The organism is Aurantimonas aggregata, from assembly GCF_010500835.1.
In the GTDB taxonomy this organism is placed as follows: Bacteria; Pseudomonadota; Alphaproteobacteria; order Rhizobiales; family Rhizobiaceae; genus Aurantimonas; species Aurantimonas aggregata.
This window is the reverse complement of record NZ_JAAAMJ010000009.1, coordinates 31,242-45,101: the sequence shown is the minus strand read 5'-3', so window position 1 is coordinate 45,101 and position 13,860 is coordinate 31,242. Positions and strand designations below refer to the sequence as shown.

General features: G+C 67.3%; 14 protein-coding genes. 8 read left to right on the top strand and 6 right to left on the bottom strand.

Annotation, left to right across the window (positions count from 1 at the left end):
• Positions 1–42 precede the first annotated feature (42 nt).
• From denD to GTW51_RS12865, 3 genes are read right to left on the bottom strand one after another with little or no spacing between them, the layout of a single operon-like run.
• Positions 43–1,020: a D-erythronate dehydrogenase gene (denD, locus tag GTW51_RS12875; RefSeq protein ID WP_163044342.1), complete on the bottom strand. Its 978-nt coding sequence runs from the start codon at positions 1,018–1,020 to the stop codon at positions 43–45.
• 29 nt (positions 1,021–1,049) lie between these two features.
• Positions 1,050–1,802, bottom strand: coding sequence for an SDR family oxidoreductase (locus tag GTW51_RS12870; protein WP_163044341.1), 753 nt, complete (start codon positions 1,800–1,802; stop codon positions 1,050–1,052).
• Between the two features lie 33 nt (positions 1,803–1,835).
• On the bottom strand, positions 1,836–3,653 hold the full coding sequence (locus GTW51_RS12865) for an IlvD/Edd family dehydratase (protein WP_163044340.1): 1,818 nt from the start codon (positions 3,651–3,653) through the stop codon (positions 1,836–1,838).
• Positions 3,654–3,887: 234 nt separating this feature from the next.
• On the opposite strand from GTW51_RS12865, the gene GTW51_RS12860 reads away from it, so the two are divergent.
• The 7 genes from GTW51_RS12860 to GTW51_RS12830 all read left to right on the top strand — a co-directional run bounded on the left by GTW51_RS12860 (position 3,888) and on the right by GTW51_RS12830 (position 11,165).
• Positions 3,888–4,682, top strand: coding sequence for a FadR/GntR family transcriptional regulator (locus GTW51_RS12860; protein WP_163044339.1), 795 nt, complete (start codon positions 3,888–3,890; stop codon positions 4,680–4,682).
• 57 nt (positions 4,683–4,739) lie between these two features.
• Complete coding sequence (gene chvE / locus GTW51_RS12855; RefSeq protein WP_163044338.1) at positions 4,740–5,810, top strand: multiple monosaccharide ABC transporter substrate-binding protein; 1,071 nt, start codon at positions 4,740–4,742, stop codon at positions 5,808–5,810.
• Positions 5,811–5,895: 85 nt separating this feature from the next.
• Positions 5,896–7,422, top strand: coding sequence for a multiple monosaccharide ABC transporter ATP-binding protein (gene mmsA / locus GTW51_RS12850; RefSeq protein ID WP_163044337.1), 1,527 nt, complete (start codon positions 5,896–5,898; stop codon positions 7,420–7,422).
• A 96-nt stretch (positions 7,423–7,518) separates the two neighbouring features.
• Positions 7,519–8,646: a multiple monosaccharide ABC transporter permease gene (gene mmsB, locus GTW51_RS12845; protein ID WP_425483253.1), complete on the top strand. Its 1,128-nt coding sequence runs from the start codon at positions 7,519–7,521 to the stop codon at positions 8,644–8,646.
• A gap of 31 nt (positions 8,647–8,677) precedes the next feature.
• Complete coding sequence (locus GTW51_RS12840) at positions 8,678–9,625, top strand: Gfo/Idh/MocA family protein (protein WP_163044335.1); 948 nt, start codon at positions 8,678–8,680, stop codon at positions 9,623–9,625.
• Positions 9,622–10,524 carry a 2-dehydro-3-deoxygalactonokinase gene (locus GTW51_RS12835; RefSeq protein ID WP_163044334.1) on the top strand — a complete coding sequence of 301 codons (903 nt, stop codon included), beginning with the start codon at positions 9,622–9,624 and terminating at the stop codon, positions 10,522–10,524. The genes GTW51_RS12840 and GTW51_RS12835 overlap by 4 nt, the downstream gene beginning before the upstream one ends.
• Positions 10,521–11,165, top strand: coding sequence for a 2-dehydro-3-deoxy-6-phosphogalactonate aldolase (locus GTW51_RS12830; RefSeq protein ID WP_163044333.1), 645 nt, complete (start codon positions 10,521–10,523; stop codon positions 11,163–11,165). The genes GTW51_RS12835 and GTW51_RS12830 overlap by 4 nt, the downstream gene beginning before the upstream one ends.
• A gap of 39 nt (positions 11,166–11,204) precedes the next feature.
• Here the strand turns inward: GTW51_RS12830 and GTW51_RS24615 are convergent, their stop codons facing one another.
• From GTW51_RS24615 to GTW51_RS12815, 3 genes are all read right to left on the bottom strand, one after another.
• Positions 11,205–11,870: a cell wall hydrolase gene (locus GTW51_RS24615; protein WP_425483252.1), complete on the bottom strand. Its 666-nt coding sequence runs from the start codon at positions 11,868–11,870 to the stop codon at positions 11,205–11,207.
• Between the two features lie 153 nt (positions 11,871–12,023).
• Complete coding sequence (locus GTW51_RS12820) at positions 12,024–12,545, bottom strand: DUF421 domain-containing protein (protein ID WP_163044332.1); 522 nt, start codon at positions 12,543–12,545, stop codon at positions 12,024–12,026.
• A 3-nt stretch (positions 12,546–12,548) separates the two neighbouring features.
• A complete protein-coding gene (locus GTW51_RS12815; protein ID WP_163044331.1) occupies positions 12,549–12,878 on the bottom strand; it encodes a hypothetical protein in 330 nt (109 codons plus the stop codon).
• A gap of 348 nt (positions 12,879–13,226) precedes the next feature.
• Here GTW51_RS12815 and GTW51_RS12810 point away from each other — a divergent pair, with 348 nt between their 5' ends.
• Positions 13,227–13,853 (top strand): 50S ribosomal protein L21, encoded by a 627-nt coding sequence (locus tag GTW51_RS12810; protein ID WP_163044330.1) that lies wholly within the window; start codon positions 13,227–13,229, stop codon positions 13,851–13,853.
• The last annotated feature ends 7 nt before the right edge of the window (positions 13,854–13,860 follow it).

Genomic DNA, 13,860 nt, shown 5'->3' with positions numbered 1-13,860 from the left:
AATTCTGCCTTATTCGGGTCTGCGTCTGGTCGCCGGCCATCGTCACGCGCCCCGCGCCGCTTCGTCGGCGATATGGGCGCGGATGATGCTGGCGAAGTCGGTATCAGCGGTAAAGCCCGCCTCGGTGGCGCGCCTGGCATCGAAGTCGCGCGGCCAGCCGGCGACGATCTTCTCGATCGTGGCGTCCGGTTCGCGGCGGATCCGGGCAACGACCTCCTCGCCGGCGACCTCGCGCAGCGCCTCGATCATCTCGGCGATCGTCACCGACAGGCCCGGCATGCTCAGCGCCCGGCGGTGCCCCAGCATGTCGGTGTCCATGGTGGCCGCGTGCAGCAGGAAGCCGACGGCGGCGGCGGGGCTCGCCACCCAGTGGCGCACCTCGTCGTCGACGGGGAGAACGGCCTCGTGCCCGGCCAGCGGCTCGCGGATGATGCCGGAGAAGAAGCTGGACGCCGCCTTGTTGGGCTTGCCGGGCCGCACGACGATGGTCGGCAGGCGGATCGCCACCCCGTCGACGAAGCCCTTGCGGGTATAGTCCGACAGCAGCAGCTCGCAGATCGCCTTCTGGGTGCCGTAGCTGGTCAGCGGGGCGCAGAGGAAGGTGTCGGTGATCTGCGCCTCGAAGGGCGAACCGAACACCGCGATCGACGAGGTGAACACCAGCCGCGGCCGGTACGCCCCGCCGGTCTGGCGGATCGCCTCGAGCAGATGGTGCATGCCGTCGAGATTGATCCGGTAGCCCTTCTCGAAATCCGCCTCGGCCTCGCCGGAGACGATGGCGGCAAGGTGGAAGATCACTTCCGGCCGTTCGGCGACGAGCGCCTCCACGGTGGCCCGGTCGGCGATGTCGCCGGCGGTCGAGTTGATGGTGACCCCGTCGCAGGGCGGCAGGTCGGCGGCGACCACGTCGAAGGCGTCGATCGCCGTGATCGCCTGGCCCTCCATGCTGCCCTCGGCGCAGAGCGCCGCGATGAGCCGGCGTCCCACCATGCCGGCGGCGCCCAGTATCAAAATGCGCATCGTGTTCCTCCCTGCCTGCAAGCGGTGCCCTAGAGCGACCAGCCGCCGTCGATCAGCTGCGTCGTGCCGGTGGTGAAGCGGCTTTCGTCGGAGGCGAGATAGACGGCAAGATGCGCGATCTCCTCCGGCGTGCCGAGGCGGCCCATCGGCTGGCGCTCGATGAACATCGTGCGGGCCTTGTCGGTGCCGCCGACGGTTCTCCCGAGTTCCTCGATGCGTCCCTCCAGCGACGGCGATTCGATCGTGCCGGGGCAGATGGCGTTGCAGCGGATGCCGCTGCGGATGAAGTCGATGGCGACCGAGCGGGTCAGGCCGATGACCGCCGCCTTGGTCGCCATGTAGACGTAGCGGTTGGGCGCCGCCTTGATGGAGGATGCCGCCGAAGACATGTTGATAATCGAGCCGCCGCCCTTCTCGACCATGCGCGGCAGCACCGCCGACATCGTCCGGTGCATCGATTTCAAGTTGAGGTCGAAGGAGAAGTCCCAGGCCTTCTCGTCGCAGTCGAGCACCGTGCCGTGATGGACGTAGCCGGCGCAGTTGAACAGGATGTCCGGCGTCTCCACCCCGGCGAGATAGGCCGCGACGGCCTCGCTGTTGGTCACGTCCAGCGCCATAGTGCGCACGTCGCCGAAGCCGTCGAGGCCATCGAGCTTGCTCTCGTCGAGATCGGAGGCAAAGACCGTCGCGCCCTCGCTCAGGAAGGTCTCGGCGACCTTGCGGCCGATGCCCTGGCCGGCGGCGGTGCAGACGGCGATCTTGCCCTCGAGGCGCTTGCTCATGTCTTGCTTCCTGTTCGTGCTGGCGTCACGGGTTCAGTGGTTGTCGCGCGGAACAAGCGGGTTCTTGCCGTCGACGCCGCCCTGGGCGATCTGCCGGTAGGCGACGGCGTTTTCCAGCACCGCGCCGGTCTCGAACTGCGAGACGAAGCTGCGCTGGATCTCCTGCCATGGCGTCTGGTGGGCCGGATACGAATAGCCGCCGGCTGCCTCCAGATCGCGGCGACGCTCCGCGATCTCTTCCTCGGGAACCAGCATGTCGGCCGTGCCACGCTCGAGATCGAGCCGCACCCGGTCGCCGGTCCGCAGGATCGCGAGGCCGCCGCCCGCCGCCGCCTCGGGCGAGGCATTGAGGATCGACGGCGAGCCGGACGTGCCGGACTGGCGTCCGTCGCCGACGCAGGGCAGCGAGTGGATGCCACGCTTCAGGAGGTAATCGGGCGCGCGCATGTTCACCACTTCGGCGCCGCCCGGATAGCCGATCGGGCCGGCGCCGCGCATGAACAGGACGGAATGCTCGTCGATGGCGAGCGCCGGGTCGTCGATCCGGGCGTGGTAGTCCTCGGGCCCGTCGAACACGACGGCGACGCCCTCGATGGCCATCGGGTCGCCCGGATTGCAGAGATAGCGCTCACGGAACTCCGGCGAGATCACCGACAGCTTCATGATGGCGGAATCGAACAGATTGCCGCGCAGCACGCGGAAGCCCGCATGTTGCACGATCGGCTGGTCGAACGGCCGGATCACCTTCTCGTCCTCGATCCGCGCGCCGCGGCAATTGTCGCCGATCGAATGTCCGTTGACGGTCGGCGCGTCCTCATGGATCAGCCCCTGCGTCATCAGCTGGTTGACCACCGCCGGCACGCCGCCGGCGTGGTAGTAGTCCTCGCCGAGATATTCGCCCGCCGGCTGCAGGTTGACCAGCAGCGGGATCTCCTCGCCATAGGTCTGCCAGTCGTCGATCGACAGCTCCACGCCGACATGGCGGGCAAGCGCGTTGAGGTGGATCGGCGCGTTGGTCGAGCCGCCGATCGCCGAATTGACGCGGATGGCGTTGATGAAGTTCTCGCGCGTCAGGATGTCCGAGGGCTTCAGGTCCTCGTGCACCATGTCGACGATGCGCTTGCCGGTGAGATAGCTGATCTCCTGGCGGTCGCGGTAGGGCGCCGGGATCGCCGCCGAGCCCGGCAGCTGCATGCCGAGCGCCTCGGCCAGCGAGTTCATCGTCGTCGCCGTGCCCATCGTGTTGCAGTAGCCGGTGGACGGCGCCGAGGAGGCGACGAGCTTGATGAAGCCCTGGTAGTCGATCTCGCCCGTCGCCATCAGCTCGCGGGCCTTCCAGACGATCGTGCCCGAGCCGGTGCGCTCGCCGCGGAACCAGCCGTTCAGCATCGGCCCGACCGACAGCGCGATGGCCGGGATGTTGACGGTCGCCGCCGCCATCAGGCAGGCCGGCGTGGTCTTGTCGCAGCCGATCGTCAGCACCACGCCGTCGAGCGGATAGCCGTAGAGAATCTCGACCAGGCCGAGATAGGCGAGGTTGCGGTCGAGCCCGGCGGTGGGGCGCTTTCCCGTCTCCTGGATCGGGTGAACCGGAAACTCGATGGCGATGCCGCCGGCCTCGCGGATCCCTTCGCGGACCCGCTTGGCAAGTTCCAGGTGGTGACGGTTGCAGGGCGAGAGGTCGGAGCCGGTCTGGGCAATGCCGATGATCGGCCGGCCCGACTGCAGCTCTTCCAGGCTGAGGCCGAAGTTCAGGTAGCGTTCCAGATAGAGCGCGGTCATGTCCGGATTGGACGGATTGTCGAACCAGGCGCGGGATCGAAGGCGGTTCGCCGTCTTGTCTTGGGTCATCGTATCTCCGGAACGTCCCGTCGCACCGCCCGAGCGGACCTGCGACATTTGCATGACGTATACATTAAATGCCGCATCGTTCAACGTCTTGCCGACGCGCGTCCGGGCATAAGCAACGTGAAAACCGGTGATCGTACGATCTTCGGCGGCGCGATGCCGCAGCACCCCCTTGTCAGCCGGCAGATCTTCCCGCATTGATACGATCATTGTGGAGGGCGGGAGGCCACTTTTAAGATGCAGGCGGAAGCGGCGATCGGCCCGAAGCGGTCGAACCGGACGGTGGCACTGGCGGCGGAATTCGGCCGCAAGATCACCTCGGGCGTGCTCGCCTGCGGCGAAGTGCTTCCGACCGAAAAGGAACTCCAGACCCAGTACGGCGTGTCGCGGACCGTGGTGCGCGAGGCGATCCGCCATCTCGTCGCCAAGGGCCTGATCAGCGTCGGTCCCAAGGTCGGAACGAAGGTGCGCGAGCGGATCGAGTGGAACATGCTCGACCCCGACGTGATGGGCTGGCACGTCACCACGGCCTTCGGGCGGCCCTTCATCGACGGGCTCTACGAGATGCGGCTGATCAACGAGCCGGCCGCCGCGCGCCTCGCCTCGCAGCGTATCACGCCCGACCAGGCGCGGCGGCTGGGGGAGGCGCTGGACGGCATGCGCGACAACCCGCGCGGCTCGCCCGCCCTGATCGCCGCCGATCTCGCCTTTCACCGCGTCGTCCTGGAGGCCACCGGCAATCCGATGCTGGTCTCGCTCGGCGCGATGATCGAACGCAGCCTGTCGATCTCGTTTTCGCTGTCCTGGCGGCAGAACCCGCAGGACGAGACGGTGCGCCAGCACGGCCGGGTGCGCGACGCGATCGTCGCCGGCGACGGCGAGGCGTCGGAACTCTTCATGCGGCGACTGATCGAGAGCGCCTTCGACGACGTCGTAATGGCCCTCTACGCGCCCGGTGGGGAGGCCGGCAGCGAGATCGCCGATTCAGCAAGACATCCGGACGGGGAGCGCGACGCGGTCGTTGCGGGATGAACCACATCGAGGCCGGCGCGCCCCAGCGCCGGCAGACGGTCAGGGAGGAAATTGACCATGAGAATGACGCAGACCTTGATGGCAGGACTGGCAGCCGCCGCGATGGCGTTCGCGCTGCCGACCGGCGCGCTCGCCCAGGACAAGGGCACGATCGGCATCGCCATGCCGACCAAATCCTCGGCCCGCTGGATCGCCGACGGCAATTCGATGGTCGAGCAGTTCGAGGCGGCCGGCTACGCGACCGACCTGCAATATGCCGAGGACGACATCCCGAACCAGCTGGCGCAGATCGAGAACATGGTGACCAAGGGCGTCTCGGCGCTGGTCATCGCCTCGATCGACGGCACCACGCTGTCGAACGTGCTCGCCAATGCGGCCGCGTCCGATATCCCGGTGGTTGCCTATGACCGGCTGATCCGCGACTCCGAGAACGTCGACTATTACGCGACCTTCGACAATTTCCAGGTCGGCGTGCTGCAGGCCCAGTCGATCGTCGACGCGCTCGATCTCAAGAACGAGGAAGGCCCGTTCAACATCGAGCTGTTCGGCGGCTCGCCCGACGACAACAACGCCTATTTCTTCTATGATGGCGCGATGAGCGTGCTGCAGCCGCACATCGATTCCGGCAAGCTCGTGGTCAAGAGCGGCCAGATGGGCATGGACACGGTCGGCACGCTGCGCTGGGACGGCTCGGTCGCCCAGGCCCGCATGGATAACCTCCTCTCCGCCCACTACACCGACGATCAGGTCGATGCCGTGCTGTCGCCCTATGACGGCCTGTCGATCGGGATCCTCTCGTCGCTGAAGGGCGTCGGCTACGGCTCGGGCGATCTCGAAATGCCGGTGGTCAGCGGCCAGGACGCCGAGATCCCCTCGGTGAAGTCGATCCTCGCCGGCGAGCAGTCCTCGACGATCTTCAAGGATACGCGCGAACTCGCCAAGGTGACCGTCGCGATGGTCGACGCGCTGCTCAGCGACGAGGAGCCCGAGGTCAACGACACCGAGACCTACGACAACGGCGTCAAGGTGGTGCCGTCCTACCTCCTGAAGCCGGTGCTGGTGACCGAGGACAACATCACCGAGGCGCTCGTCGACAGCGGCTACTACACCACCGAGCAGATCCAGTAGCGCCGCAAGGCGCCACGCTTTTCGGTGCCGTGGCTCCAGCCGCGGCACCGGCCTGTCCGCACCGCACCCTCCGGACCGAACCACCATGACGACCATCCTCGAGATGCACGGCATCAGCAAGACCTTTCCCGGCGTCGTCGCGCTCGACGACGTCAGCCTGAAGGTGGCCGAGGGCGAGATCCACGCGCTGGTCGGGGAGAACGGCGCCGGCAAGTCGACGCTGATGAAGGTATTGTCCGGCGTCTATCCGCACGGCTCCTACGAGGGCTCGATCAGCTTCCAGGGCGAGGAGTGCCGTTTCTCCGGCATCGCCGATTCCGAGCGCCTCGGTATCATCATCATCCATCAGGAGCTGGCGCTGGTGCCGCTGCTGTCGATCGCCGAGAACATCTTCCTCGGCAACGAGCAGGCAAGCCGCGGCGTCATCGATTGGTCGGCCACCTTCGCGCGCACCCGCGACCTGCTCAAGCGCGTCGGCCTCAAGGAAACGCCGCAGACGCGGGTGACCGATCTCGGCCTCGGCAAGCAGCAGCTGGTCGAGATCGCCAAGGCGCTGTCGAAGGAGGTCAAGCTCCTGATCCTCGACGAGCCGACCTCCAGCCTCAACGAGACCGATTCCGAGGCGCTGCTGAAGCTCCTCCTGGAGTTCAAGGCGCGCGGCATCGCCTCGATCCTGATCTCCCACAAGCTGAACGAGATCGCCAGGGTCGCCGACACGATCACCGTGTTGCGCGACGGCGCAGCCGTCTCGACCCTCGATGGCAAGGACGTCAGCGAGGCGGCGATCATCCGCGACATGGTCGGCCGCAGCCTCACCGACCGCTACCCGCCGCGCCATCCGGCGATCGGCGAGACAGTGTTCGAGGTGGCGGACTGGACGGTCCACCACCCGCTGCACAGCGACCGCAAGGTCGTCGACGGCGTCAGCTTCCACGTCAGGCGCGGCGAGGTCGTCGGCATCGCCGGGCTGATGGGCGCCGGGCGCACCGAACTGGCGATGAGCCTCTTCGGCCGTTCCTACGGGGTCGGCATTTCCGGCGCGGCGAAGATCCACGGGAAGCCGGTGGACCTCTCCACCGTCTCGAAGGCGATCGCCGCCGGCCTCTGCTACGCCACCGAGGATCGCAAGACCTACGGGCTCGTCCTCGACGAGACGATCCGGCGCAACATCCCGCTCGCCCGTCTGGCCGGCATCTCGAATGGCATCGTCGTCGACGAGGGGCGGGAGCTTGCCGTGGCGCGCGACTATCGCGACCGGATCCGCATCAAGAGCTCGAGCGTCGGCCAGGAAGTCGTCAATCTCTCCGGCGGCAACCAGCAGAAGGTCGTCCTGGCCAAATGGCTGTTCGCCGGGCCGGAAGTGCTGATCCTCGACGAGCCGACGCGCGGCATCGACGTCGGCGCGAAATACGAGATCTACGCGATCATCGCGGAGCTTGCCGCCAGCGGCAAGGCGATCGTCGTGATCTCCTCCGAGATGCCCGAGCTGCTCGGCATCACCGACCGGCTCTACGTCATGAACGAGGGCCGCTTCGCCGGCGAGATGGCGACAGCCGATGCCTCGCAGGAAAAGATCATGGCGACGATCATCCGCGCCGGCCACAGGAACTGAGGATCAGCCATGTCCCAGGAAGCGACCCACAGCCCGGTGCCGCTCGAAAAGCCCGAACGGCGTGCCGCCGTCTCGGCCGGCTTCATCCGCCGGCACATGCGCGAATACGGCATCCTGATCGCGCTGATCGTCATCATGGCGTTCTTCCAGGTGATGACCGACGGCATCTTGTTGAAGCCGGTGAACCTCACCAACCTGGTGCTGCAGAACAGCTACATCATCATCATGGCACTTGGCATGCTGCTGGTCATCGTCGCCGGCCATATCGACCTGTCGGTCGGCTCGGTCATGGGCTTCGTCGGCGCGCTCGCGGCGGTGATGATCGTGCAGTGGGACATGAACTATCTCATCGCCGGCTTCATCTGCCTTGCCGTCGGCGCGGCGATCGGCGCGATGCAGGGCTACTGGATCGCCTATTGGCGCATTCCGTCCTTCATCGTGACGCTGGCCGGCATGCTGGTCTTCAAGGGGCTGACACTCTGGCTGCTGGCCGGCCAGTCGGTCGGCCCGTTCCCCCGCGGCTTCCAGCTGATCTCCTCGGGCTTCCTGCCGGACATCTTCGGCGGCGACGGCATCAACCTCCTGTCGCTGTTCCTCGGCATCCTCCTTGCCGGCACGATGCTGACCCTCGCGCTCCGCTCCCGCCTGCGCAACCGATCGGACGACCACGACGACGAACCGCTCGGCTTCTTCCTCGCCAAGAACGTCATCTTGGCCGGCGCGATCCTCTATCTTTGCTGGCTGCTCGCGACCTTCCGCGGCTTTCCCAACGTGCTCATCGTCATGGCGCTCCTGATCGGGGTCTATTCCTTCGTCACCTCGAAGACGACGATCGGCCGGCGCGTCTATGCGCTGGGCGGCAACGAGAAGGCTGCAAGGCTCTCGGGCATCAAGACCGAGCGGCTGACCTTCCTCACCTTCGCTAACATGGGCATGCTCGCGGCGCTGGCCGGCCTGGTCTTCGCCGCCCGGCTGAACACCGCGACGCCGAAGGCCGGGCTCGGCTTCGAGCTCGACGTCATCGCCGCGGTCTTCATCGGCGGCGCGTCGATGTCGGGCGGCGTCGGCACCATCGTCGGCGCGGTGATCGGCGCCTTCATCATGGGCGTGATGAACAACGGCATGTCGATCCTCGGCATCGGCATCGACTACCAGCAGGTGATCAAGGGTCTCGTCCTGCTGCTCGCCGTCATCTTCGACGTCTACAACAAGAACCGCGCCTGACAATGGCGGGGCGAGCAGGGGAAGGCACTGAATGACGGCTCCGACAGCGCTCGCCATCGTCGGCGTCGGCAAGATCGCGCGCGACCAGCACCTGCCGTCGATCGCCCGCAACCCGGCTTTCCGGCTGGTCGCGGCGGCCAGCCGCAACGCGCGTCTCGACGGCGTCGAAAACTTCGCGACGGCGGCCGAGATGTTCGACGCGATGCCGAAGATCGAGGCAGTGGCGCTGTGCATGCCGCCGCAGGCCCGGCACGCCATCGCCGCGGAGGCGCTGGGGCGCGGCAAGCATGTTCTGCTCGAGAAGCCGCCGGGCGCGACGTTGTCGGAGATCGAGAACCTGACGCGGATCGCCGACGCGAGCGGCGTCACCCTCTTCGCCACCTGGCATTCGCGCTTTGCGCCCGGTGTCGAGCCGGCGCGCGACTGGCTGGCGGGCAAGACGATCCGCTCGGTCCGCATCGACTGGATGGAGGACGTGCGCCACTGGCATCCCGGCCAGGACTGGATCTGGGAGCCGGGCGGGCTCGGCGTCTTCGACCCCGGCATCAACGCGCTGTCGATCCTCACGCGAATCCTGCCGGTGCCGATCTGGCTCACCGGAGCCGAACTGTCCTTCCCAGAGAACCGCGCGGCGCCGATCGCGGCGCGGCTCAGTTTCCAGGGTCCTTCCGACGTGACTGCCGAGGCGCTCTTCGACTGGCGGCAGACCGGGCCGCAGACCTGGGATATCGCGGTCGAGACCGATGCGGGGAAGCTCATCCTGTCCTCCGGCGGCGCATCCCTTGCCATCGATAATGGGGTGGTGAGCGAGGCGCCCGAGGCCGAATATGACGGAATCTACGCCCGCTTCGCCGAGCTCATTGCGGCGCGGGAATCGGATGTCGACGTGTCACCGCTCCGGCACGTGGCGGACGCCTTCATGCTGGGCCGCCGGCACATCGTCGAGCCGTTACACGACCGTGCCGGGGATAGGCATTGAGCCCCTTCTGCGCCCTCGTCGACTGGGGCACGTCGAGCTTCCGCCTGTGGCTGGTGGACGAGGCTGGGACCGTGCTTTCCGAGCGGCGGAGCGAGGAGGGGATGCTGGCTGCCGGTCCGGACAGCTTCGCCGCGATCCTCGAAGCGCATCTCGCGGCGCTGAAAGCGCCCGCCGATTTGCCGGTCGTCGCCTGCGGCATGGTCGGCGCCCGCCAGGGCTGGGTCGAGGCGCCGTATGCAGATACGCCGGCGAGTGTGGCGGCCATCGCCGCCAAAGCGTGCCATGTGCCGGGTCATCCCCGACCGGTCTACATCCTCCCCGGCGTGGCGCAGCGGCTCGGCGAAGCGCCGGACGTCATGCGCGGCGAGGAGACTCAACTGCTCGGCCTGCCCGAGCGGTCGCAAACGCAGATCGTCTGCCTGCCGGGCACCCACTCGAAATGGGTGGTTCTCGGCGATGGCCACATCGAGCGCTTCGCCACCTTCGTCACCGGTGACCTCTTCGCCGCCGCCAGCGGCCACACGATCCTCAAGCACTCGGTGGCCGATCCCGCCGCGCCCTTCGACCCCGATCGGTTCCGCGCGGCTTTTCTCGCCGGGCTGGAACGGCCGGCCGAGTTCACCAACCGGCTGTTCGCCATCCGCGCCGGCGGGTTGCTCGGCGTGGGGGACAGCGGCGACGGCGGTGCAGCGCTCTCGGGTCTCCTCGTAGGGCTGGAATTTGCCGGGGCGCGAAGCCGGTTCGGCGGGATCGACCGCATGACCCTGGTGGCCTCCGGTCCGCTGCTGGAGGTTTATCGGCTTGCGGCAGAGGCGGCGGAAATGGCAGTGGAGCCCGAGGATGCCGAGCACGCCGTGAAGGCGGGGCTGCTTGCCTGCTCCCGGGAGATATTGTCTTGACCAAACCTGTCGCCTGGCCGGCGCTGCGGCGCGATCTCGTGGCGATCCTGCGCGGCCTGCCGCCGGCCGATTGCGAGAGCATCGTCGCGACCCTCATCGAGGCGGGGTTCGAGGCGATCGAGATCCCCTTGAACTCGCCGGAGCCGTTCCGCTCCATCGCGGCCGCCGCGCGGATTGCGCCGCCCGGCCTCCTGATTGGCGCCGGCACGGTGCTCGATACGGTATCGGTGGACCGGCTGGCGGAAGCCGGCGGGCGGCTGCTGGTCAGCCCGAATGTCGACAGGGAAGTGCTTGCCCGCGCCGCTCACCACGGCATGGTGACGATGCCCGGCGTGTTCACGCCGACCGAAGCGCTGGCGGCAGCCGCCGCGGGCGCTTCGGCGCTTAAATTCTTCCCGGCGAGCGTCCTCGGCCCCGCCGGCATCGCGGCGATCCGCGCCGTACTGCCGGCCGATCTGCCGGTCGGCGCCGTCGGCGGCGTGTCGGAAGCCGACTTTCCCGCCTATGCGCGGATCGGGGTCCGGCATTTCGGCCTCGGCTCCTCGCTCTACCGGCCGGGCGACGACGCGCGCACGGTCCGGACCCGGGCCGACCGGGCCATCGCCGCCTACGACGCGGTGCATGGCGGCCAGTCGAGCTGATGGCGGAGGCCGCCCGGACGCGGGATCGCTCGTTCCGGATCAGCCGCCGTTGAGCAGGATCAGGTCCTCTACCGACATCGGCTCGAGCTGATTTGATGGCGTGCTTGGGGCAGGGGCCTGCTGCCGCACCGCGACCGGGCGCGGCGCCGGTGCCCGCGTTTCGCTATAGCTGACGCTGCGCGGCGCCTCGCGGGCGGCGGCCCGCTCTTGCGGGTTGCGGAACGGCGGGTCGGACACGCGCCGGGCGTTCTTGCGCTTCTCGTAGAAGGCATTGCCGCCGGCGACGATCTGGTAGTGCATGTTGGTGTAGGGGAAGGTCATGCCGGCGGTGTGGAAGAACATCGCCTTGCGCACCCCCGGATGGCGTTCGCCGCGCAGCACGCGCGTCGCCATCTTGGAGGCGAGGTCCTTGCCCTTCGCCATGGGCTTGGAGAGAACGCCGGGCGCGAACTGCTTCTTCTGGCCGACGACGCCGCAGACGGTCTTCGGGTAGAGGCCGCTCTCCATCCGGTTCATCACCACCGTGCCGACCGCCAGCATCCCGTCCTGGCTCGAGCGGTTCGATTCGAAATACATCACCCGCGTCATGCATTCATGCGCCGTCATCGGCCGCAGGCGCGGCCCCGAAGCGCAAGCGCCAAGGCCCATCAGGACGAGCATCAGCAGCGCGTTGCGGCGAAGAACCGTCGGAGTTGGCAGAGCCATCGCACAGTCTCAGGCGTCGAGACGTCCGGGGACGTCGGAAGCCACCGACCCTGGGCAGCAAAGCTTAAATTGTGGTGCTTCCCGGCCGCAGCCCGGGCGCAATTGCTGGGGATGGTTAAGACTTGACGAAAATACCGTGCATCGGCGCCGGCGTCAGGCAGTGCCGGTCTCGCCCGTCACGGTCCGCAGCGCGCTGCTGCCGGAAGCGCTTGAGCCGGTCAGCACGCTGAACGAGCCGTCGGTCTCCAGCACCACGGCCAGGACCTTGTCGAGATCGACATGGCCCTGGCTGCGCACGGCAGCGAGGATTTCCTCCTCCGTCACCCGTTCTTCCCGCAGCATCGGACCGATGAAACGACCATTATGGAAAAGCAGCGACGGCTTTGCCTTGATGATCGACTGGAAACGGTCCGACCGCACTGAGGCGGTCGCCACCGCATATTGCAGGCCGCAGAGCAGCACGAAGGCGAGGAGACCCTCCGCCAGCGACACGTCGCTGCTCAGCAGCACCGTCGCCAGCGTCGAACCGAGCGCCACCGTCACCACCAGGTCGAAGGCATTCATCTTCGACAGCGTGCGCTTGCCGGTGACCCGGAGCAGGAACACCAGCCCCACATAGGCGAGGATGCCGACGACGATGATGCGCCAGAGGTCGTACCAGCTGTCGAAGAACATCGGTCAGCCGGCGTTTTCGATGAGGCTGTCGCACTGGACCCACCACTGGTCCGGCGACGCCGCATCGCGCAGGTTCTGCAAGACGCCCTGGCTCTCGCCGGAGAAGTCGATGACGCACAGCGTGCCGTTCTCGCTGCGCACCGGTGTGATCGACAGGCTGCGGCAGCCGTCCGGCATCAGCTGACCGTCGCTGTTGAGGATCTGCTCGAGATCCTGCTGGGTCGTGCAGGCCGCGAAGTTCTGGCGGGCGGGCGCATCCTGGGCCATTGCGGGCGCGGAGGCGGCTGCTGCAAGCGAGGCGGAGGCAAGGGCGAGGGCGGCGAAGCGAACCATATCGGTCTCCGGAAATGTCGTTGTTTCGGATGTTCCGTCACGATCCGGCTGCAAAAGCCTCGCGAATGCGCTAGGAACGGTCTCGAAGCCAACCGCCTGGGGAGAGCGAAGTTCCCTCGGCGCCGTCGCGGCTGCCCCGTCGATGCCGACGGCCTGCCGCTTTGCCGGCTGAAGGTGGCGCGAGGCGCCCTTCCAAACTTGACCTTCGCCGGCCCCGTTGCTATGGACGCGCGAAGATTGTGGGCGTGGTTCGACTGCGCCCCGTTTGTGTTCGCCCTATCCGCAACGACTGACAAGAAGACGGTCCGGACCGTGCGTCCGAGAGCCGATCTAACGAACGGAGATAAAATGTTCGCAGTCATCAAAACCGGCGGCAAGCAATATCGCGTTGCTGCCAACGACCAGTTCACCATCGAGCGCCTGCCCGGCGAGGCCGGTGATCTCGTGACGTTCAAGGAAGTCCTGATGGTCGGCTCGACCATCGGCGCGCCGTTCATCGAAGGCGCTTCCGTGACCGGCGAGATCGTCGAGCAGACCCGCGGCAAGAAGGTCATCTCCTTCAAGAAGCGCCGTCGCCAGAACTCCAAGCGCACCCGCGGCCATCGCCAGGACCTGACGATGATCCGCATTGCCGAGATCCTGACCGACGGCCAGGCGCCGACCAAGACCAAGGCCGATCGGCCGACCCGTGCTGCCAAGCCGGCTGCCGCCGCCGAGGCGACCGCCACCGACGAGCAGGCCGCTTCGGCTGCGCCGCTGTTCACGGCGGCGAGCGGCGACAGTGACAAGCTGACGAAGCTGAAGGGCGTTGGCCCGGCGGCCGAGAAGCAGCTCAACGAGCAGGGCATCACCACCTTTGCCCAGATCGCGGCGCTGACCGACGAAGACGTCGCCCGCATCGACGCGAACATGCCGTTCAGCACGGCGCAGATCGAAGACTGGCGCGGCCAGGCCCAGGAACTGGCGAAGAACTAAGCCCCGG